Below are 21,108 nucleotides of genomic sequence, written 5' to 3' on the forward strand. Positions count from 1 at the left end.
CACCATTTTGAGCTTTATCTAAACTATTTTAATAGTTCATAACTGGAACGATGTAATTTTTCCCTTTTTCTTGTATCACCTTTAATTTATTTTGATATACTTCTCGAAGTATCTCACTTGTTGTCATGCTTTGAGAGGCATCTTTTGCAACTACCTTACCGCCTTCTAACAAGATTAACTCATCACAGCTATAAAAAGCTAAGTTAAGATCATGAATAACCATGATAACTGTAAGACCATGCCTTTCTTTGAGTCCCTTAATACACTCCATCATTTCAATGCCATTATGCATATCCAACATAGATGTAGGTTCATCCAAAAGTAAAACAGGTGTCTCTTGCAAAAGGGCTCTACCAATAAATACCTTTTGAGCCTCACCACCACTTAATGTGCTAATCTTTCGGTTGCGTAAGGCTGTAATATGTAGCTCTTCTAGAATAGCTTCTATAGCTTCTTCATCACTTTGAGCGATATTACCCCAAAGATCCATCCTCGTATATCTTCCCATCATCAATATCTCATGAACGCTAAAATCAACCTCACGCACATTTTCTTGAAAAACAAAACTTACTTTTTTGGCATACTCCTTAACTTTAAAATCTGTGATATCTTTACCTTCATAATAAATCTTATGTTTAGGTGGCTTAATCAAACTCATAATATGCTTAAGAAGCGTGCTCTTTCCAGCTCCGTTAGGGCCAATAATGCCATAAGTCTTACCTTTTTCAAAACTTATGCAAATATCTTCTAAAATAGGCTTGTCATTCACATGGTAATTCAGTCCTTGAATCTTTATCATTACCCTACCTTCTTTCGCTCTCTATAAATTAGATACATGAAATAAGGCGCTCCCAATAACGCCGTTACAATACCGAGAGGTAGTTCACCTCCCTTAGATACTGCTCTTGCTAGATTATCACAAAATAACACAAAATACATTCCAAAGAAGCCACATAATGGCAATGTTCGCTTATAGTTAGAACCAAATAATAGTCTTGCTACATGTGGGATAATAAGTCCTACAAAACCGATAGTCCCCGTAAAGGCTACATTAGTAGCAATCAGCATGCTACTAAGTATAAGTAGTTTTTTCCTCACTTGAGTTACATCTACTCCCATAGCCTTGGCTGCCTCTTCTCCCATTAAAAGCATATTAAGCTCCTTACGATAAACAAAGAAAAGAAGAAGTATAGGTACCGTAACTAAAAGCAATATCCCTACCCTTTCATAGCTAGCTGCATTCAGTGTACCCATACCCCATATGAAGACAGCTAGATTCTTATCTTCAGTTTGAATACGAATAAAAGATAAAAAAGCAGAGAAAAAATAATTAATAGCAAGACCTGCTAAAAGTAAACGAATAGGAGAAATCTTTCCACTAAGCCCTGAAAGTAAAACAACTAACCCATTAGCAATTAGTGCACCGGTAAAAGCATATATCGGCGAAAACCCTCCCATACAAAAACCAATAGCTGCTCCTAAAGAAGCTCCTGATGAAACACCTAACATGTAGGGATCTGCCATATCATTTCTAAAAATAGCTTGATAAACTGCACCTGTAACAGCTAAATTGATCCCTGTTAAAAGTGCCATTAAAATACGAGGAATACGTAGATTCCAAATAATCATCTGCTGTCCCTGAGAGATCTGACTAGTGAGAGGGCTATTCATAAGTTTAGACCGAATAATTGCGAAGGTCTCTCCTAAAGTAATATCTGCTACACCTATAGTCACAGAGATACACGCAAATAAAATAATACCTATCGTTAATAAGAAATATAAGAGCCTTATATTTCTTATTGTAGCTTTTTTATTGAGTTGCCACATCTAACTCTAGCTCTGGATTAATAATAAAGGCCATTTCAGTAAGTGCATCAGCTATACGTGGACCTTGTCTTGAAATACTATCTCCATCTATTTCATAGATATGTCCCTCTTTAATCGCCCTTAAATCCTTATAAAAATCTTGAACCTCCATATTGGCCTTCATATCTCCTCCTGTAGGCACAATAATAATATCTGGATCACCTTGTGCAATTTGCTCCTTGCTAATAGACCAGCCTTGCACATCTTTTGCAATATTATCACCACCAGCTAAAGTAATGATTTCCCCAATAAATGTATTTCCTCCCGCTCCGTAGTCACTTTCTCCATAACCTGTTGCATAATACACAGTGGGCTTATCTTCTTTATTTAAAGCTGCAAGTGCACTTGCTACTCGCTCCAACTTACTTTTCATATCTTCTATAACAATCTCAGCCTCTTCACCGGCTCCTGTTAATTGTCCTATTTTACGAATAGCTGAATAAGTTCCTTCAAAGTTCTCTTGCTCATTAAGAAATACCACTGGAATCCCTACTTCTCTCAGTTTATTAATTACCTCATCTGATACATGAGTAGATGCTACAACCAAGTCTGGGGCAAGGTCAACCACTGCTTCTATATTCGGATTAGACGTCCCACCAATTTCAGGTACACTTACAAGACTTTCTGGGTAATTACAATACTTCGTTCGTCCTACAATTTTACTTTCTAAGCCTAGAAAATAAAGAATCTCTGTTGTACTTGGTGCTAGGGAAACAATGCGCTCTGGCTTCTTTGTTAAAGTGATTATTTCACCTGTTGAATCTGTTACAGATACATTAAAATTTTGCCCTACTGTAGGAACTGGAGTAGGTATAGCATCCTGTTTATTCTTTGTACAACCTACCAAAAAACCACTTATAATGACCATAATTACTAGAGCTATCCATCTCATTTTTCTTAAATGCCTTACTGCTTCCATCTTTTCCTCCTATGCTATCAAAAAAAATAGCCTTCTTAATCTTAAGAAAGCTTCATAGCACCATTAAACTACCTTATAGATAGCCTACTGTACTATTCTCTCCCTCCGAAAGAATATTAACACACATATAAGGCAGGTCTCCTGGCTCATAGTTCCTTCTCCGGTGACCTTCCCACAAAATCACTTGCAGTGGCCCTATACCTTCGTCCCTATGTACAGTAGCGGGGGCTGCAGCTTTTCACTTTCCCTATTAAGCATAAGCACCCTATATGTTCTTTATTCATTTCGCTATTATCATGTCACACTCTCTCCTAACTGTCAAGCCTCTAATCCGTATCTAACTTCTTGTATCTATCCACTCCTACAGATACTTATTTCTTTTAAAATCTATCATTTTATGTTTGATAAGCCTTAATATTGTCCATATTATAAAGGCATTAAACAACTATGGGAGGTATTGCTTTATGCTTGGGAAGCTACTAAAAACTGAACTTAAAATGACTACTCAGTTCCTTTTGCCTATCTATACAGGTATCTTTTTAACTACCTTTGTCCTTTTTAATATATTAAAGAAGAACTTTACACTAAACTTTAAAGTCTTCCTTTTAACTTTTATTTGTTTAGCTCTACTCTTTCATTTTTTTACTTGGCTTATATTGGGTATAGCTTTCTATAGGCAACTCTGGCTTAGTTTTTCAGCTCCCTTAGCTTGTAAGTTTACTATTGCCTACTTTATAATTACCCTGTTTTGGAGCTTAATAAGCGAATTGTTCACTATCATTAACTTTATTTTTCTTATAGGTGGCTTTAATCATACTTTTTTTACTTCACTTACCCAGAATTTTTCTTTGCATACTAATCCTTTTCAGGACCTTTTTAAACTCATCCTTACTGATTTCTTTCTAAAACAAATAGTGCAAATCATTAGCAGCATAAGCCTTATTAGTTTTCTTAGCTATATAGCCTTTATTTTTATGTTTTATTTAGCCATTGCTATGAGTAGATTTATCAACCACTTAAGCCCTAATTGGTTGATTAGCTTTGGTTACTTTATCCTTCTTGCGCTGTTGTTTGTAAGTATGATGAGTTTAACCCTTGCCCTATTACTACGCTACACTCTATCTATCCATACTCTCATAACCGTACTTCTATTAGGCATTTTTCTTTTCAATATAACTCTCTTGCTAACTTTAGGATTTATTTTATATTATCTACCAGTTCGTTGTAAGATTTTCTAATTAATTTTAAAGTAATAACAAGTGTCAGTACTTCACTAAAGAACACAGTAAGCCAAATTCCAGCATTCCCTAAAATAGGAGGTAAAAAGATAATACCTATTAAAACAAATACAATACCACGAAGTAATGAAATAATTGCTGATAATTTTGCCTCTTCTAGAGCTGTAAAATATGCAGAAGCTAATATATTGATACCATTAATCAAAAAAGCTAGAGAATATAATCTTGTTGCTTCATTAGTCATTTGAATAAGCTCAGGATCATTAGGAGCAAAAAAATTGATAAGTGTTTCTCCATAAATAAACATTCCTATTGTACATGCTATTCCCACAATGGCTACTACTTTAATACCTAAACGATTAAGATGTATAATGCGCCTACCTTTACCTGCTCCATAATTAAAACTAATAATAGGCTGCATCCCTGTGGCAATTCCTAATAAAACCGCTATAAGTAATGATGAAATATAACTAATAATCGAAAAAGCGGAAACTCCCTGTTCTCCTATGTGATTTAGAAGTACAATATTAAAAATATACGTTGAAAAAGCTACTGCTACTTCTGTTAATGCTTCTGATGAACCATTATAAAAAAACCGTCCAACTTTCTTAAAATCTAGTTTACACTTGGTAAAATGCAAAACACTTCCTTTTAAGAAATAAGGTACAAGTCCTACTCCAAAGGAAATGGCAAAAGCAAATCCAGAAGCAAGTGCTGCTCCTGCAACCCCCCAGTGCCATTCCACTACTAGTACATAGTCAAACACAATATTTAATACAGACCCTACTATCATTACTGCCATGGCATAATTAGGCTTTCCCATGGCCCTAATACCAGATGACAAAAGCCCTCCCCCTGTAAAAACAGGAGTAGATAAACATAAAATGACTAAATATACCTTCACCATAGAAAGTAATTCAGGTGTAGCACCTAAAATGATTGCTATAGGTTCTAGAAAAAGGAGTGTCACTATTCCCACAGAAATAGAGACTAGCATGAGAGTATAAAATGCTAAGCTGAAACTCTGGCTAGCTTCCTTTAGCTTACCTTGTCCAAGTTCAATACCTACTACTGTACTCGCTCCTGCTGAAAGCATAATGCTAATAGCCATAGCTATACTAAAAAAGGGCATTGCAATATTAATGGCAGCAAGTCCACTCCCACCAACAACACGTCCTACAAAAATACCATCAATAACAATATAGATTGAAAAAAAGAGCATTCCAATAATACTAGGAATTGTATACTTAATAAAAAGCCTACCAATAGGCTGGGTGTCTAATCCAATTGTTGTCTCCATAGTCTTCTCCTTAAAACAAAAAATTTACTCCTATTAGTATACCTTATATTTGCTCCTTAAGTCATTTTATTTATAATAAAAAGAGTATTATAAGCTTATTTTCTAAGCTTTATAATACCCTTTTATCTTACATCCTTTTATAACCTGACTAGCCAATAACCATATTCACCTGTTACTGGAACAGTATCCTTCTTACACAAAAAACGCTCAATATTGGGTTCTGAATTTCGAAGACTTTCACGATCCGGATGATAAAGATCTGGTATACCTAAATAATAGCTCCCACTTTCACTTTCTCTTCCCAATATGAAATCATTGTGTTTATAATAAGAAAAGGTAATAAATGGCTGTGTACACCATTGAGCTGTTAAGCTAGGGATAGACACTAACTCAGATAAAGAAATCTTGCGCCATTCAATGCCTTCATCACCTTCTATGGGCTCACAAGGTATATTTTTATTAAAAATTCGTTCTACCCTGTTTATTTCATCTTGCTGAATTGTCATTGCCTCATAGTTTTCTAACTTACTTTTATACTCTACTATTTTTCTTGCAATATCCTCTATAGCCACCGTTTCTGGGATACCTTCCTCAACGTTTTCTATCTTTTCAGTAGGGCGCATTTTTCGTATGTTTTCTTCAAGAATATCTGATACCCTTAACCTAGCTTGAATATCTTTTAATTTTTTCTCAATTTCTTCCAAATAGTTTATCTCTTCTAGGGTTCCCCCTAAATCCTCCTCTCGCTCATTCTTAGCCTCTTCTTCACTTCCCATTTCATTGTAGATGAGCTCTTCATTGTAAAAGACTTCTTCTGCCCCTTGTGTTTGCTGCTTCATATATTTCTCTTTTAATACTGTTTCTAATAGAGGATGGGCTTCACGAGTCACTTTACTTTGTTTTGCTTCCTTATTTGCTAGTAAATTTATAACTTCTTCTATATTTTTCTGATCCACTACCCCAATCGTTTGTTTTCCAAATATTTCAGCTAAACCTTTAGTACCTATTTTATCTACTGCTTTCATAATATTAATAATACTTTCTCTTACATTGGCCTGAGCCACTTCTTCCTCTTGATCATTTTGAGCTACTTGTTCTATCTCCTCTTCACATTCAATCATCGGTATCTCCTGATTGATTGGTTGGCTTAATTTATCTTTTTCTTTCTCAACTACTTCCTCTTTAATTGATTCTAATTCTTCTTTTGCTTTTATTACCATTTCTTGTGGGGGTGCTTGAATAACTTCCAATCCAGTTTCTAACTTTGGAGAAACTGTAACTTTAGAGATTGGAAGTACTCTTTCTAATAAACTTGTTATAATATAACGCTCTCCACTATAACCTACTAAAATGGTATCTGTACTACGCATACCATCCCCTTCTTTTATGATAGCTACACTATCAATAGCACTTAAAGCAAGTTTACTTCCTTTAATATTTTTTTCATCTACGTTCCATCTTGTTTCTCTACTTTCACTCCCTTTATTAAGAAGTCCTAATCGTACTGCTTTTTGTTCTTTATTACTAAAGGCATAAAAAGCTAAATCTACTTGTTTCTTTGTATTAAGATTTTGTACATAACATTTAATAATACCTGGTGAGGTAATGGTTACATGGCCCGTTACTTTTTTACCATCTATTCCATATGTAGGCATATTCTCTTCTAAAGCTATAATGGTGTTCACATACATATTATCAACTCCTTTAGGTTGCCCAATTACTTTAAAATTCTATACTATGTATATGAATTCAAAGGACTTTCTATGCCTACTAAGACAAAAGCAAAAAGACATCCAGAACTAATCTGAATGTCTTTTCTTCTATAAAATAGCAATAGCTTCAATTTCCACCTTAGCTGCCTTTGGAAGGTTAGCTACTTGTACAGCACTTCTAGCAGGATAAGGCTCATTAAAAAATTTACCATATATTTGATTTACCTTTACAAAATCATTAATATCTGCTAAAAAAACCGTTGTTTTTACAATGTTATCCATTGTTGTTCCCGCTTCTTCTAAGACAGCTTTAAGATTTTCTAGTGCTTTTTGTGCTTGCTCTTCCACAGTTTCTTTTAATACACCTTTTTCATCCATACCTAATTGCCCTGAAGTATAAACCATGTTGTTCGCAATAATAGCTTGTGAATAAGGTCCTATTGCCTGTGGTGCTTTCTCTGTAAATACATTTTTTTTCATTGATCTGCCTCCTAAATATCTTTAAACCATCACTCTATTTATTATATGCATTTTCTCTAAGCTATTCAATAGCGGTCTCTTTGCTCTGTTTTTCTAGTTAGCCTGCTCATAATTTCCAAGAATTTTAAAATACTTGGTATGCTCTTTAACTTTTCCTAGTGCAATAAGTACATTTGCATCTTGTAAATTTCCTTCTAAATCAGCAAAAAAGAAGTATTCCCATGTTTTGTCTTGAAGAGGTCTGGAATGAATCTTAAGGAGATTTAGACCATTATACGCAAAATGACCAAGGATATTATAAAGTGCACCACTTTCATGCGCTGTATTAAAAACAATACTAATCTTATCACATCCTTCTCCAATTTGCATGGCCTTGCCTAGAATTACAAAACGCGTAAAGTTGTTTTGATTAAAATGAATATCCTTAACTAAAATCTCTAGTCCATAAAGCTGTGCTGCTCGTCTGCTACCTATGGCTGCTTTTGATTTCTCCTTAACTTCTGCTACAAACTGTGTAGCCATAGCTGTATTTACATAGGCCTTTGGTATCATTTGCTTATGCTCTTTGAGAAACTCTTTGCTTTGAGAAAGTGCTTGAGGGTGAGAGTATACCTCACTTATTTCCTCTAGCTTTGTTCCTTTTAAACCTAATAGGTTGTGTCTAATACGAATAATTTGTTCACCTACTATATAGAGCTCATATGTTTTCATTAAATCATAAATATCTACTATTTCGCCTGCACTGGAATTCTCAATAGGTACAACCCCATAGTCAATACTTCCTTCTTTTAAGGCACGAAATATGTCTTCAAATTCTTCATAGGCTTTAAACTGTGAAGCTTTACTAGCAAAGTAGGTTATAGCTGCTTCTTCTCCAAAGGAACCTGCTACTCCTTGATAGCCTACTACTGGTGCCTTTATCTCTTCTTCTCTTAAGCCTTTTTCTATTTGATTTAAAATATGTTCATTATGCTTATATAGATTTTCAATCGATATACGTAGTTTACTACCAATACGGGAATAGTGTTCCTCCTGCATTACATCACCTCTTTAATATCGCGGTCTGCTAGAGCAGCAAATTGCTTTGCTTTGTTGACAATGGATTTAAATTCATTAGGCGTGACAGACTGTGGTCCATCACAAAGTGCTTTAGGTGGGTTGTTGTGCACTTCAATAATAAGCCCATCTGCACCTGCTGCAATAGCTGCCATACACATTGGCTCTACCATGTAACGAAGTCCTGTTGCATGACTTGGGTCTACGATAATAGGTAAATGGCTTAGTTTTTTAATAGCTGCAATGGCAGATAAATCTAAAGTATTACGTGTATAGGTTTCAAAAGTACGAACTCCTCTTTCACAAAGGATCACTTGATTGTTTCCCCCTGCCATAATGTATTCTGCTGACATAATCCACTCTTCGATAGTAGAAGAAAGACCCCTTTTAAGTAAAATAGGCTTGTTGGTCTGCCCTAATAATTTAAGAAGAGAGAAGTTTTGCATATTTCTGGCTCCTACTTGAATAACATCTACATCCTCTACAAATTTATCTAACGTACTAGGATCCATAATCTCTGTTACAATAGGAAGTCCAGTCTTCTCTCTAGCTATTTTAAGAAGTTCTAGCCCTTCTGCTTCTAAACCTTGGAAAGCATAGGGGGAAGTACGTGGCTTATATGCCCCACCTCTAAGGAAGGTTGCTCCTGCTGCTTTTACTTCTTCTGCAATACCTATAATTTGACTCTCGCTTTCCACCGAACAAGGTCCCGCGATAATAGCAAGGTCCTTGCCACCTATTTGTCTACCTGCAATGTCATAAATACTATTGTCTGGGTGAAAAGCTCTATTCGCTTTTTTAAAAGGCTCTTTGACACGCATTGCCTTTTCTACACGTGAATCTCTTGCAATATCATCTAGCTCAATGGCAGATGAATCACCTACTACCCCAAGAACAGTACATTGACTTCCTGTTATTTTTTGAATTGCTATATTATAACTATCTGTTAATTCCCTCATTAATTTATTAATTTCATCTTCTTCAATATTGTTCTTTACTACAATAATCATAACTCACGCCTCCTTATTTTTATTTGTCACTTACTTTTACTATCCTACTCTTATTTCCCAATGTCTGTTGAGGGTTCTCTTACTCTCTGCTACACTAAGGGCCCTTACTGCAGACATAAAGCTCAAACTCTCCCTAAGCCCCTTACGAGACTTTAAATTTATAAATATAAAAAGGCCCTATACACTTTTGGTGCATAAGGCCTCATATCTTTCAAAGATTCTCAAAAAAGAAAATATATCGATTTAGACGACTATGCCAAAAGGCTTTACCCTATTTTGTTTACAGCAAAAAGTACCAGCGCTAAAATAAAAATAGCCCCAGCTAAAAAAGAATGTATTAAATTTTGCTATAAATGTGGATAGAGTTTTCATTTTCTTTTTCCTTTCCATTTATTTTGTAAGTATTTATGATGTGAATTTATGATGTGAATTTCTGATATCTTTATTATTGTTTATAATCTGTCTTATCATTAATTTAATATGTGATTCTATTTCATTCAATTTTAGGTTAATTATAATAACTGTTTTTTAAGATGTCAATGCTTTTATTTTTGATTTGTTTTAAATCATCAGACAATAAAGCACCCTAACCTCTCTTAATCCTTAGAAACAACCTGCTTGTGTACCCTCTAAAAGTTTTATATTTTTATTTGCGATTTTCATCAATAAAATTAGAAAGTCTTGCAAAATCTTGTAAAGATAGGGTTTCACCTCTCGTTGTAGCACCAATCTCACTCCTATCTAATAACTCTTTAAGCACCTCTTTTGAAAGCCCTAATTCTGCATTCGCTCCTAATGTATTTAAAAGTGTTTTACGTCTTTGTAAAAAGCTTGATTTAATAATACGGAACATTTGTTCCTTATTATTAACCTCTACTACAGGTTCTTTATTCAATGTAAGTTTAAGAACTGCTGAATCCACATTAGGGCGTGGCATAAAGCAGTTGCGTGGCACATTGGCTACAAGATAAGGTTTTGCAAAATAGTTAACTGAAACCGTAATAGCACCGTACTGTTTACTCCCAGGAGGTGAAGCTAGCCTATCTGCTACTTCTTTTTGCACCATGACTGTAATACTCTCAATAGGAAGTTCATTTTCTAATAACGCCATAATAATAGGAGTCGTAATATAATAAGGGAGATTGGCTACTACCTTAATGGGCCTATCAGGTGATTCCTTCTTAATGAGTTCCATAAGGTCCACTTTTAAAATATCATTATGAATAAGCTTGAAGTTCTCTTCTTTTCCAAATTGTTCTTCTAAAATAGGAATAAGTTGTTTATCAATCTCTACTGAGATAACCTTTCCTGCATTTTCAATAAGAGCTTGTGTCACACTACCAATACCTGGACCAATCTCTAAAACACAATCCTTTTTGGTAATGTCAGATGATTTAATGATTTTATCAAGTACATGGGGATCTATTAAAAAGTTTTGTCCAAATTTTTTTTGAAAAATAAAAGCATACTTATTAAGTATAGCTTTTGTTCCTTCAGGTGTCGCTATCTTTTGCATTAAGTTTTTCACTCCTTCTTGATGTATCATAACACATTCTAAAAAACTCTGTATAGTAGTATCAGTCTTTTCCAATGATTTTATAGAAATAAACTTATACTATGAAAAAAGAGCCTCCCTGAAGGAAAGCTCCTACTTAAAAACTATTGGTTTCTAGCTGCTAAAACATCGATTGTTTGATCAGCTAAAACATATACTTTTCTTTGTCTACGACCAAATTCACGGCACTCTGCTTTTGTTTCAAAGAATAAATCCACAATATGTCCTTTAATTGCACCACCTGTATCTCCTGCTATTGCAAGCCCATAGCCCTCAACAAACAGTTTAGTACCTAATGGAATAACTTTAGGATCCACCGCAATAATACCTACACCTGCACGCATACCACTTGCAGTTTGATCGCCCCATCCATCGCCATTAAAGGCAGTATAGGCTGTCGCCTCCATATTGTACATCTTCGTATACTCATAGCTAATACCTGATGTATCTTTTACTACATCCTTTGCACCAATAAGAATAATCTCATCCTCACTCGGAACAACTACTACAGTTTCTTTCACCGTTTCGCTTACTAATTCATTACCAACATAGGTTCTCTCCATCGTTACACGCTGGGTACCATTTTTACCTGCCTGTTCGATTTTAGTTTCACCTTTCTTAAGCTCTTTTGTTTCTTTTTGCACTGTATTATAAGCAATAGGCTGTTCTTCTGTAACTGTCTCGATCTTTGTTGTCTTAACTACAATCTTCATATTGTCTGTAATCATCGTCTCTTGACTTGGCTCTACAATTAAGCCTTCTTCATTCTGAAGATTTTTTGCTTTAATAATATCTCCAACTGTTTTAAATCCTGTTTTAAACTGAAGACTTTGACCGTCTAAAGTAAAGTTTACCGTTGGCTTCCATCTTTCTATAGTGATTTTTAGGTTATTGTCAATTGGAGTGTCTACACTTGGTGTGATTATATCTTTTGTCTCTAATGTTATATTCAACTGTTTTAATAATTCATCTACACTGGTAGCATCTGTTTCATATTGAGTCACTTTCCCATCATCAATTACTGTAACAATTTTAGATAGGGATTGGTAGGCTGTAATACTAATTGTACCTAGCATAAACAACATAACAACCAATAAAGCGATTCTACTTCGATTCTTCATGAATACCTCCTTAAAATTGGATCGTTCTAGTCATCAAAGTTTAGTGTACCTTTTACTAACTAAAACAATTTACTTTTTTCACTTGATCTGGTGAATCGAGCTTTACTACAATCATCTGGTAATAAATGTAATTTTTAGTTTATTTCAACTACATTTCAGATTGTAATATATTTCTGCAAGTATTTCAAGCTTTTTGTAATAACTTTTTTTTGGAAATACTTAAAAAAATCATTATTTTCCTCTTGTAAGCTACGATTTATCAAGGGTTTCATCATTACAAAAATTTTTTTCAAACTAATTAAATTTAATACTTTTGTAACATCTAATTAATAACTATTATATGCTTATTTTGGTATTTTTATACCATTACTAATAATTGCTATTTTTATCACTTAATAATAACCAATTTTCTTTGTATTTATAGTCTCTTTTAGTTATTTTTTTAAACACGTGTCTGACATCCAGGTATTTTTCTGTATCCTTAAAGTTTAGTATAAATAAACAAAATAAAAAAACAGTTTTTTACAGAAAACTGTTTTTTTATTTTGTTTATTTTAGTTTATTTTTGGCTATTGATGCTAAATTTTGAACATTTTTCGTGCATTAGCATAAGTTATAGACTCTACTTCCTCTGTACTTATTCCTTTAATTTCTGCTATTTTTTGGATAACATATTTCAAATAGGAAGAGTCATTTCTCTCTCCCCTATAAGGAATAGGTGTTAAATAAGGAGCATCTGTCTCTATAAGTATTTGATTTAAATCTATTTCTTTCACAACTTCAACAGTTTTTTTAGCGTTCTTAAAAGTGAGAGAACCACCTATACCTATATAAAAACCCCTTTTAACATATTCTCTAGCAAGTTCTTTACTACCTGAAAAACAATGAATAACCCCTTGCATCACACCACTTTCCTTAATAATATCAAAAGTTTCCTGACAAGCATCACGACTATGGATGATGACAGGTAACTCAATTTCCTTGGCAAGCTCTAATTGCCTTTTAAACCATTTACGTTGTTCCTCCCTGGGGGAAAAATCATAATAATAATCAAGTCCAATTTCACCAATCGCTACTACTTTTTCTTCTCCAGAAAGCTTCCTAAGTATTTCAATATCCTTTTCTTCCAATTCTTTTACTTCATGAGGATGAACACCTATACTACAGTAAATATAATCATATTTTTTAGCAAGTTCTAAACTAGTATAAGTAGACTGCATATCTGCGGCTGCATTTACTACTAAACCTACTCCTTGCTGTGGTAAAGCTTCGAGTAAATACTCCCTATCTTTATTAAAACGCTCATCATCATAATGGGCATGTGAATCAAAATACATTGTTATCTCCTTTTATTTACATTTTTATTTACATTTTAAAGGGTATAAGCAAAATAAACAAGCCTAGAAGAATAATCCCCTAGGCTCCAACTTTCTTATACACTTTCCTTAATAGCTAAATAAAGCTGTCTGCGTTTTAGGTTCCCATTCTACCTTTACCCCTAAAGCTTTAGCAATTTCTGCTACAGGCACATAAGCTCTATCATTTTTAATAACAGCCTTCCCACTCATTCCTTGTCTTTCACCATTGACTTCTATCATATTACTCCCTATTGCAAGGTTAATTATTTTATCAGCTGTTTGAATGGTAACAACTTGATTTTTAAAATGAATAGCATCTGCAGGTATACCTATAGCATCTGCAATATAGCGTACAGGTACCATTGTCTTATTACTTTCTATGTAGGCTGCACCATCCATTGTTTTAGGTATGCCATTTACAAGATAAATATTACTTCCTATTACAAATTTAGAAGTATTGGTCATAACGGAGGTATCAAAAGCTGGTGCAAGAGGCTCTTCTGTGACTGGTATATCACCAATCGTCATAAAATGAGGATATTCAATAGAACCAAAACTAACATCTGGCGAAACAGCTGTCCCTTTTATAGAAAGCTTATAATGACCATCTGGTACAGTATTATCAACTGTTACATTAAACCCACTGATTTCAATAGTAGATGGTTTACTTGATTCACGCTCAATCTTTATCTTTAACTTATTAGGCACAATGCCATCATAGGTTACTGTACCTATTTTAATATTCCCTTCTATCACTTTTACATTTGGAACTTCACCATATGTAATACCTTCTTGTTCTTCTATCTCGAGTTCAAGTACACCTTGCTTTAACATGCTTTTATCCGTTTCTTTAATAATAAGTTTGCCACCTACCTGATCTTTAATGCCTACCTTAAGTTTTAAAGAACTTACTCGAATTTGAGTTGCCGTCTTAATGTTTGCAATTGTTGTCGTTGCTGCAAGCTTAGTACCGGCTACTTCACTTGTTACTTTAATCACTCCACTCGCGGTAGCAGGTGCATAAATCTTTAGATTCTCTATACTGAATTTATTACGAACAGTTGAATCAAGTGTAGGTATATCAAAATTAAAACCTACTAAATAATTATCTTTAATAACAGGATTAAAGCTTGTTGTTTTTGTAATATCTTTACCATTTAATAAAAGTTTACCAAGTGAAAGGTCACTTATTCCTGCCTTTTGTTTAGGAGCTAAATAGCCATTTTCTACAGTAATCTCTAAAGTACGTTTTTCCACCATACTCTCAAGTACATCCTCAGCAATAGTAAAGGATACTTCTTCACTATTTCCATTAGAAATGGCTACTATTTTATTTGCATCATCCCTTATTAAAATACCATATTCCTTTGCATCAGCTACTTGCACTATTTTATCATTAAGTGCTGTACCACTTACTTTAATACTTACTATACCTGGCTGGAATTTGTTTGTTTTTACTCGTAATTCACTGATACTAATACGCCCTACACTCATAGCATCCTCTACTTGAGGCAAATAAACTTTAAGCACACTCTTATCTTCTTTACCATTGGAAAAACCATATCTTACATTAATAAATTGTTGCTCCCCTGTATATTTATCATTATCTTTAGCTTTAGAGGTCATACCAGACAAACCTTTTGAACCTGTAACTAACGGCTGAGGGTTTTCAAATTCATAATTATCATTTTGAAGTTCTAGTGTAATAGTACGGTCTTCTGACCTACTACTTGAAGTTAAAGAACCTTTAATAATCTCATCAATACGAATAGTTGCTACGTTATCTTCTTCACGAATAGAAGGGATTTCTCCCACTGTTACCTCTGCTTTACTTTCACTGGTAATCGCAAAGGTAGTTGCTTTCATATCACTAATTTCTGTTCCCATTCCATCTACACTAACCTTTGCTTCACCACCTGTAAGCTCTACTAAAAGAGGTACATATTTTACCCCTGCTAATATAGAGTTATTCATTTTAACTTCTAGTGTTGTATCATTGATCTTTTTAAACGTACTAGCTCTAAAGTATTTAGAGGTATCGACGGTATTGATACTATCTAGCCATTTCGCATTTTCTAGCATCACATAAAAAGTTTTTGGACTGCCTTTGTAATCAATTGTATCCTTGAGGTCGATTCTTAAGCTTGCCGCATTAACTGCAGTAAATTGATAACCTGTCTTTTCTATAATTGTCCCTTTTGATAGCCCATTATCCGACTGTGCCATTACGCAATTAGGCAGTGCACCTAAGCAAGTTACCATTGCAGTAAGCACCAGTACCTTCTTTAGTTTTTTCTTCACATGATCATCTCCTCATCATTATATTAGGACTCTCCTCCTTCTATTATAGGCTTAAATACCCTAAATTTCAGGACTTTTTATAATAATGTAATAAAAAAATAATATATTAAATGACCTGTTCTTCTGATGAACCCAAATACATCCCTATCTTATCAGGATAACACTGCTCCATAATGAACCTTTCAAAAGCTAACCAATCACTTACTTTTTTAAAACCATGATCAGTCTTTAAATTATGAGGCCTTTCAAAAACAATAGGCATTCCGCCTGTTTTATTAAACTCTTCTATATTATGCATACCATCATCTAAAAGATAATCTCCCTTAATCATATACTTACAGCTACATACAATCACTCTATTTAAAGGAAAAAAAGGTAAATGCTCCTTGATCCACTCATGTTTTGCTTCTACAGCTCTAGGATTCGCTGCTGTCACGATATACATTTCAAATAGATTACTAAAATAAAGTCTTTCAAAGACTTCTCTTGCATGTGGCGCAGGCTCTAAATGCCTAAACAGCTCTGGTTCATGCATAACTGTTTCAATATCTTCCCCAAAAAGAATATGCAAATTCCAATTATCGCATTCTGTAGCTTTAAAACAAGTATTATATTTTCTATTAAAAGCAGCGGTTACTCCTTTTATATATTCTGCTAATACATCATCTTGGTCAATGAGAAGCACTGGTTTGTTTTCATTCATAATGTCACCTTCTTATATGTTATTATGTTGTAATCATAAAACACCCCTTACTTTTTGTCTACAGGATAGAATTAAAAATGAGGCTAATAATAGTTTATTAGCCTCATAAGAGCAAGGTGACAGTCTTCATCTAAAACCTAAAAATATTGCCATGCAGGAAGCCACCTGGTCATTGCTGCATACCAAATTGGAATTTCTGTACCACTATAAATGGGATAAAAAAATACAAAAACAATCATTGCAACTGCTATATATCCTTTAATAATTGCTGTGCTATCCATACGCCTTACACCCTCTTTTAGCAAAGAAACGAGTGCTAAAATCATAAAGGGAACCACTGGAAAGTAATGATATAAAAACATAATGCGTGGTACAAATGCATAAGGAAGATAAAGAGATAAGATTGCTACTAGGATAAAAAAATCCTCTTTTCTTCTTTTAACAAAAACATTTCTTACAGTATACAACATCCCTATCAGTCCACTCCACCAAATAAGTGGATTGCCTAATAGTGCAATAGTAATGACATAACCAGGCCTAGCCTCTCCCTTAAAGTACCAAATAGGTTTAATATTAAGAGGCCATAGATACCAAGGAGAAGTAAAGGGATGCGTCGCTTCAAGCTCTGAATGATAACGGTACATTTGAATTTGCAAATCTACGAAATCTTTAAAGCTCTTACCTCCCTCTGAATGGAAGAAGGGTAAGTAGCTCCCTAAATAAATCCCTACTGGCAGGATAACAAAAAAGAGAACACAACTAAAAAGAATCACTCCTACTTGTCTATCCCACATATGACGATGATATTTATTACTGCTTCGTTTAAATAAGTCAGCAAAAAAGAGGATCGCTAAGCCTACAGCACTATAAGCTCCATTCCATTTAGTGGCAATGGCTGCTCCTAAAAAAAGACCAGAAAAAAATAAATAACTTAATTTCATACTTAAAGGTTCTTTATCTTCACATCGTATATAGCAAAACATAAAGAGATAACTTAGCAAAACAAATAAGACTAGGAAGCTATCTACTGTCGCAATACGTGTTTGCACAAAATGCATCCCATCTGCTGCTAATAATAGTGCAGCAGCCAACCCATATCTTGTATGTCCAAATAGTTTTTTTGCCAAAATATAGATTACAGGTAGCATCAATATACCTGCTAAATTTCCCATTAAACGGTAGCTAAAGGTATTCATCCCCCATAGACGTACTGGAAGACCAATAATCAACTTCCCAAGTGGCGGATGAGTCCATTCATAAATCTCTAAATCATGAATATATTCATAGGCTGTTCGTGCATGGTACACCTCGTCAAAGTAAGTATTCGTCAAAAAAGTTATTTTTTCAGGTACCCTATCCCTCTCATCCACTAAAGCTTTCGCATCCTCTGTTTCATAGGTTGATTCTAATCGCTCACCTTTTGCATTATAAAAAGCTAACTCTCCTATAGAGCCTAGCTTTTCAGTTGCTTCAAGCCCTAAATATTTAAAGCGTTTGTCAAGTATCTTATCTGACCATGCAAAAACCTTATCTTGCTCTAGCTTCCCTGCGTAAATAAAACGTTTTCCATCCTCTGACGTATAGAGCTTGTACTCTCCAAATTTAGGACCACAAAAGCTTCTCAATTTAGCAACATCTTGCACCTCATTAAGCTTAACAACTGTATACTCTCCTTCAAAAGCTGATTTCTCCCAAAAGGTTTGTGGATTTTCTAAACTCCCTAACTGGATAAAGGATAACGCGCCATAGATAAGCATGATCAGTAACATCCAACCTATATCCCTCTTATTGATCTTATAGCCCTTACCCCTGTTTCTTTCCATCACATAGTCTCCTTCTTTATACTTTAAATCTTATTTATAGATTATAGGGAATTTCTATACAAAATATACTCTTCTTTCTTTATAATGTACATAGCTTTTTACACCTTTTTATAAAATAAATGCCTGAATCTACTTGTTATAAACATTCTGATTCACCTCTTTTTTAAAAGAATTTGCTGAAACGAAATAATACTGCTAATATAAATAAAGATAAACACTTATATTAATCAAAGGATGGTGTCTCAAATGAAAAAACTTTTCAGTTTTACCTTAATGCTTGTAATGTGCCTTGTTTTTCTTTCAGGTTGCTCACCTTCAAATCAACCACCTACCGATGTAGCTTCTCCTAGCCCCCTTGAAGAGATGGCTACTCCTGAAACAAGTCCTACTCCTCCTGCCAATCCTACAACTTTTCGCCTTGCCTCTCTAAAAGGTCCAACAACTATGGGTCTTGTTAAACTCATGTCGGATTCTGAAGCAGGTAGAACAACAAATAACTATGATGTTACCATGTATGCTACTGCAGATGAAATCGTTACACAGCTTGTAAATAACGAAATAGATGTAGCGGCTGTACCTTGTAATTTAGCCTCTGTTTTATACAATAAAACACAAGGAGCTATTAAAGTAGCAGCTATTAATACTTTAGGTGTACTTTATGTTGTGGAAACAGGCGAGCAAATTAATGCTATTTCTGATTTAAAAGGAAAAACCATTTATACAACCGGCAAAGGGACAACACCTGAATATGCACTTCATTACATACTTGCTAAAAATGGTTTAGACCCTACCAAAGATGTCACTATTGAATTTAAATCAGAAGCTACCGAAGTAGCTGCTCTTCTAAGTGAAAGCTCAGATGCGATTGCTATGCTTCCGCAGCCTTTCGTAACAACTGCCATGTCTAAAAACCCAAATCTTCATATAGCTTTAAATATGAGTGAGGAATGGGATAAGGTAAGCGATGATGATAGTGCTTTGGTAACAGGTGTAGTGATTGCACGTAATGCTTTTATAGAAGAAAATCCTGAAGCGTTTCGTATCTTCTTAGGAGAATATAATGCTTCTACAAAATATGTAACAAGTAATAACGAAGAAAGTGCTCGTTTAGTTGGCAAGTATGAAATCGTCCCTGAGGCTATTGCTAAGAAAGCTCTTCCACTTTGTAATATTACTTTTATAGAAGGCAAAGAAATGCAAAGTAAAGTAACTGGTTATTTACAATCCTTATTTGAACAAAATCCTAAAGCTGTAGGAGGAACCATGCCTGATGCTGCATTCTACTACTCCAAATAAAAAGAAAGGTTACTTTCTATTATCTAGTTTTATTTGGCTTTTCGTTTGGCATCTAGCAAGTATTGTAATAGGCAAAGACATTCTACTCGTTTCTCCTCTTGTAGTTCTTAAAACGCTGTTTCTTCTTATTAAAGAAGTAGCGTTTTGGACTACTATTAGCTTTAGCTTTACTCGCATTGTAGGTGGTTTCTTTTTAGCCCTTTTAGTAGGTGTCTCTTTGGCAGTCCTATCAAGTCAATTTATTTTTATTCGTTTCCTTCTTAATCCTTTGACTGCTGTTATTAGTTCTACCCCTATTGTCTCTTTCATTATTCTTGCTCTTATATGGATCCCAACACGTAATCTATCGCTTTTCATTGCTTTTTTGATGGTGCTCCCTATTATCTATACCAATACTTTACAAGGTATATTAAATACAGATCAAAAGCTTTTAGAAATGGCTGAGGTCTTTCGTATACCCCTTTACCGTAAGATTATTTATATTTACCTACCACAGGTTATGCCTTTTTTTGTATCTGCCTGTTCAGTAGGACTTGGCCTATGTTGGAAATCAGGAATTGCAGCCGAAGTGATTGGACTTCCTACTCACTCTATCGGTGAAAGACTCTATGAAGCTAAAATTTATTTAAGTACAAGTGAACTTTTTGCCTGGACCTTTGTTATTATTTTAATCAGCATTCTCTTTGAAAAGCTATTTATTTACTTTCTAAAAAAAATATCTGAAAGGATTCTAGCCAAATGACCATTACCCTAAAAGAGATTTGTAAAACCTATGATAAAGAACCTGTCCTTGACCATCTTTCTCTTTCCATTTCAAAAGGACAAACAACTTGCCTTATGGGAAGCTCGGGTTGTGGTAAAACAACGCTTGCCAACCTACTTCTAGGTCTCTTAAAACCTGATAAAGGGAGCATTACTGGTTTAGATACTTCTCAAATAGCTGCTGTCTTTCAAGAAGACCGCTTATGTGAAAATCTAAATAGTATCAAAAATATAGCTATTGTTTGCCCTAAAAGTGTTTCTAAAAAACAAATACTGACTCACCTTTTAGAAGTAGGCTTAACTGAAACCGATAGCATGAAACCTGTTTCTGAGCTAAGTGGCGGCATGAAAAGACGTGTAGCCCTTGTACGGGCTCTTATTACTTCCAATCAAATGATTATCCTTGATGAACCTTTTAAAGGTTTAGATACTACCACTAAAGGGCAAGTCATTGCCTATATCAAAAAATATACCCAAGGTAAAACTCTTTTAATTATAACTCATGATAAAGAAGATGTAGCCTTGTTAGATGCTCAACTGATTGAGCTGTAAGCCTTACACTTACAGCTCAATTTTTGTATTTATTTCCATATAAATCCTCACATTTA

Annotated in this window: 17 protein-coding genes and 1 riboswitch; of the genes, 3 read left to right on the top strand and 14 right to left on the bottom strand. The window is 34.4% G+C overall.

All coding sequences use genetic code 11. The features are described from left to right. Positions 1 to 28 precede the first annotated feature (28 nt). The 14 genes from CS063_RS08765 to CS063_RS08835 all read right to left on the bottom strand — a co-directional run bounded on the left by CS063_RS08765 (position 29) and on the right by CS063_RS08835 (position 18,442). Entirely contained in the window at positions 29 to 799 is a 771-nt protein-coding gene (locus tag CS063_RS08765; protein ID WP_099449321.1) for an ABC transporter ATP-binding protein, read from the bottom strand. After that, the gene (locus tag CS063_RS08770; protein WP_099449322.1) at positions 799 to 1,827 is read right to left on the bottom strand and encodes a FecCD family ABC transporter permease; all 1,029 of its coding nucleotides are present in this window, start codon (positions 1,825 to 1,827) and stop codon (positions 799 to 801) included. Before CS063_RS08770 ends, CS063_RS08765 begins: the two co-directional genes overlap by 1 nt. Then, complete coding sequence (locus CS063_RS08775) at positions 1,811 to 2,785, bottom strand: ABC transporter substrate-binding protein (RefSeq protein WP_099449323.1); 975 nt, start codon at positions 2,783 to 2,785, stop codon at positions 1,811 to 1,813. The genes CS063_RS08770 and CS063_RS08775 overlap by 17 nt, the downstream gene beginning before the upstream one ends. A 114-nt stretch (positions 2,786 to 2,899) precedes the next feature. Then, positions 2,900 to 3,068, bottom strand: a riboswitch (cobalamin riboswitch). Positions 3,069 to 3,982: 914 nt separating this feature from the next. Then, entirely contained in the window at positions 3,983 to 5,323 is a 1,341-nt protein-coding gene (locus CS063_RS08785; RefSeq protein WP_099449325.1) for an MATE family efflux transporter, read from the bottom strand. A gap of 137 nt (positions 5,324 to 5,460) precedes the next feature. Continuing rightward, positions 5,461 to 7,014: a DUF7922 domain-containing protein gene (locus CS063_RS08790; protein WP_099449326.1), complete on the bottom strand. Its 1,554-nt coding sequence runs from the start codon at positions 7,012 to 7,014 to the stop codon at positions 5,461 to 5,463. Between the two features lie 129 nt (positions 7,015 to 7,143). Further along, entirely contained in the window at positions 7,144 to 7,515 is a 372-nt protein-coding gene (locus tag CS063_RS08795) for a RidA family protein (protein ID WP_099449327.1), read from the bottom strand. Between the two features lie 93 nt (positions 7,516 to 7,608). Beyond that, complete coding sequence (gene pheA / locus CS063_RS08800) at positions 7,609 to 8,553, bottom strand: prephenate dehydratase (RefSeq protein WP_099449328.1); 945 nt, start codon at positions 8,551 to 8,553, stop codon at positions 7,609 to 7,611. Further along, positions 8,553 to 9,581: a 3-deoxy-7-phosphoheptulonate synthase gene (gene aroF, locus CS063_RS08805; protein WP_099449329.1), complete on the bottom strand. Its 1,029-nt coding sequence runs from the start codon at positions 9,579 to 9,581 to the stop codon at positions 8,553 to 8,555. The genes pheA and aroF overlap by 1 nt, the downstream gene beginning before the upstream one ends. A gap of 646 nt (positions 9,582 to 10,227) precedes the next feature. Further along, positions 10,228 to 11,097, bottom strand: a complete 870-nt coding sequence (rsmA, locus tag CS063_RS08810) for a 16S rRNA (adenine(1518)-N(6)/adenine(1519)-N(6))-dimethyltransferase RsmA (protein WP_099449330.1) — start codon at positions 11,095 to 11,097, stop codon at positions 10,228 to 10,230. Positions 11,098 to 11,240: 143 nt separating this feature from the next. Further along, on the bottom strand, positions 11,241 to 12,257 hold the full coding sequence (locus CS063_RS08815) for a 3D domain-containing protein (protein WP_099449331.1): 1,017 nt from the start codon (positions 12,255 to 12,257) through the stop codon (positions 11,241 to 11,243). A gap of 578 nt (positions 12,258 to 12,835) precedes the next feature. Continuing rightward, the gene (locus tag CS063_RS08820; protein ID WP_099449332.1) at positions 12,836 to 13,594 is read right to left on the bottom strand and encodes a TatD family hydrolase; all 759 of its coding nucleotides are present in this window, start codon (positions 13,592 to 13,594) and stop codon (positions 12,836 to 12,838) included. 108 nt (positions 13,595 to 13,702) lie between these two features. Beyond that, positions 13,703 to 15,916, bottom strand: a complete 2,214-nt coding sequence (locus CS063_RS08825; RefSeq protein WP_099449333.1) for a stalk domain-containing protein — start codon at positions 15,914 to 15,916, stop codon at positions 13,703 to 13,705. A 106-nt stretch (positions 15,917 to 16,022) separates the two neighbouring features. After that, positions 16,023 to 16,619, bottom strand: a complete 597-nt coding sequence (locus CS063_RS08830) for a 5' nucleotidase, NT5C type (protein ID WP_099449334.1) — start codon at positions 16,617 to 16,619, stop codon at positions 16,023 to 16,025. A gap of 137 nt (positions 16,620 to 16,756) precedes the next feature. Next, the gene (locus CS063_RS08835) at positions 16,757 to 18,442 is read right to left on the bottom strand and encodes a phospholipid carrier-dependent glycosyltransferase (protein WP_099449335.1); all 1,686 of its coding nucleotides are present in this window, start codon (positions 18,440 to 18,442) and stop codon (positions 16,757 to 16,759) included. 246 nt (positions 18,443 to 18,688) lie between these two features. Between CS063_RS08835 and CS063_RS08840 the strand changes: the two genes are divergently transcribed. Genes CS063_RS08840 through CS063_RS08850 form a run of 3 tightly spaced genes read left to right on the top strand, consistent with a single transcriptional unit; the run spans position 18,689 to position 21,052 of the window. After that, positions 18,689 to 19,738 carry an ABC transporter substrate-binding protein gene (locus CS063_RS08840; RefSeq protein WP_099449336.1) on the top strand — a complete coding sequence of 350 codons (1,050 nt, stop codon included), beginning with the start codon at positions 18,689 to 18,691 and terminating at the stop codon, positions 19,736 to 19,738. Then, positions 19,713 to 20,480 carry an ABC transporter permease gene (locus CS063_RS08845; RefSeq protein ID WP_099449337.1) on the top strand — a complete coding sequence of 256 codons (768 nt, stop codon included), beginning with the start codon at positions 19,713 to 19,715 and terminating at the stop codon, positions 20,478 to 20,480. The genes CS063_RS08840 and CS063_RS08845 overlap by 26 nt, the downstream gene beginning before the upstream one ends. Further along, positions 20,477 to 21,052 (top strand): ATP-binding cassette domain-containing protein, encoded by a 576-nt coding sequence (locus CS063_RS08850; protein ID WP_099449338.1) that lies wholly within the window; start codon positions 20,477 to 20,479, stop codon positions 21,050 to 21,052. The genes CS063_RS08845 and CS063_RS08850 overlap by 4 nt, the downstream gene beginning before the upstream one ends. The last annotated feature ends 56 nt before the right edge of the window (positions 21,053 to 21,108 follow it).

Source organism: Sporanaerobium hydrogeniformans, assembly GCF_002735925.1.
Lineage (GTDB): Bacteria > Bacillota > Clostridia > Lachnospirales > Cellulosilyticaceae > Sporanaerobium > Sporanaerobium hydrogeniformans.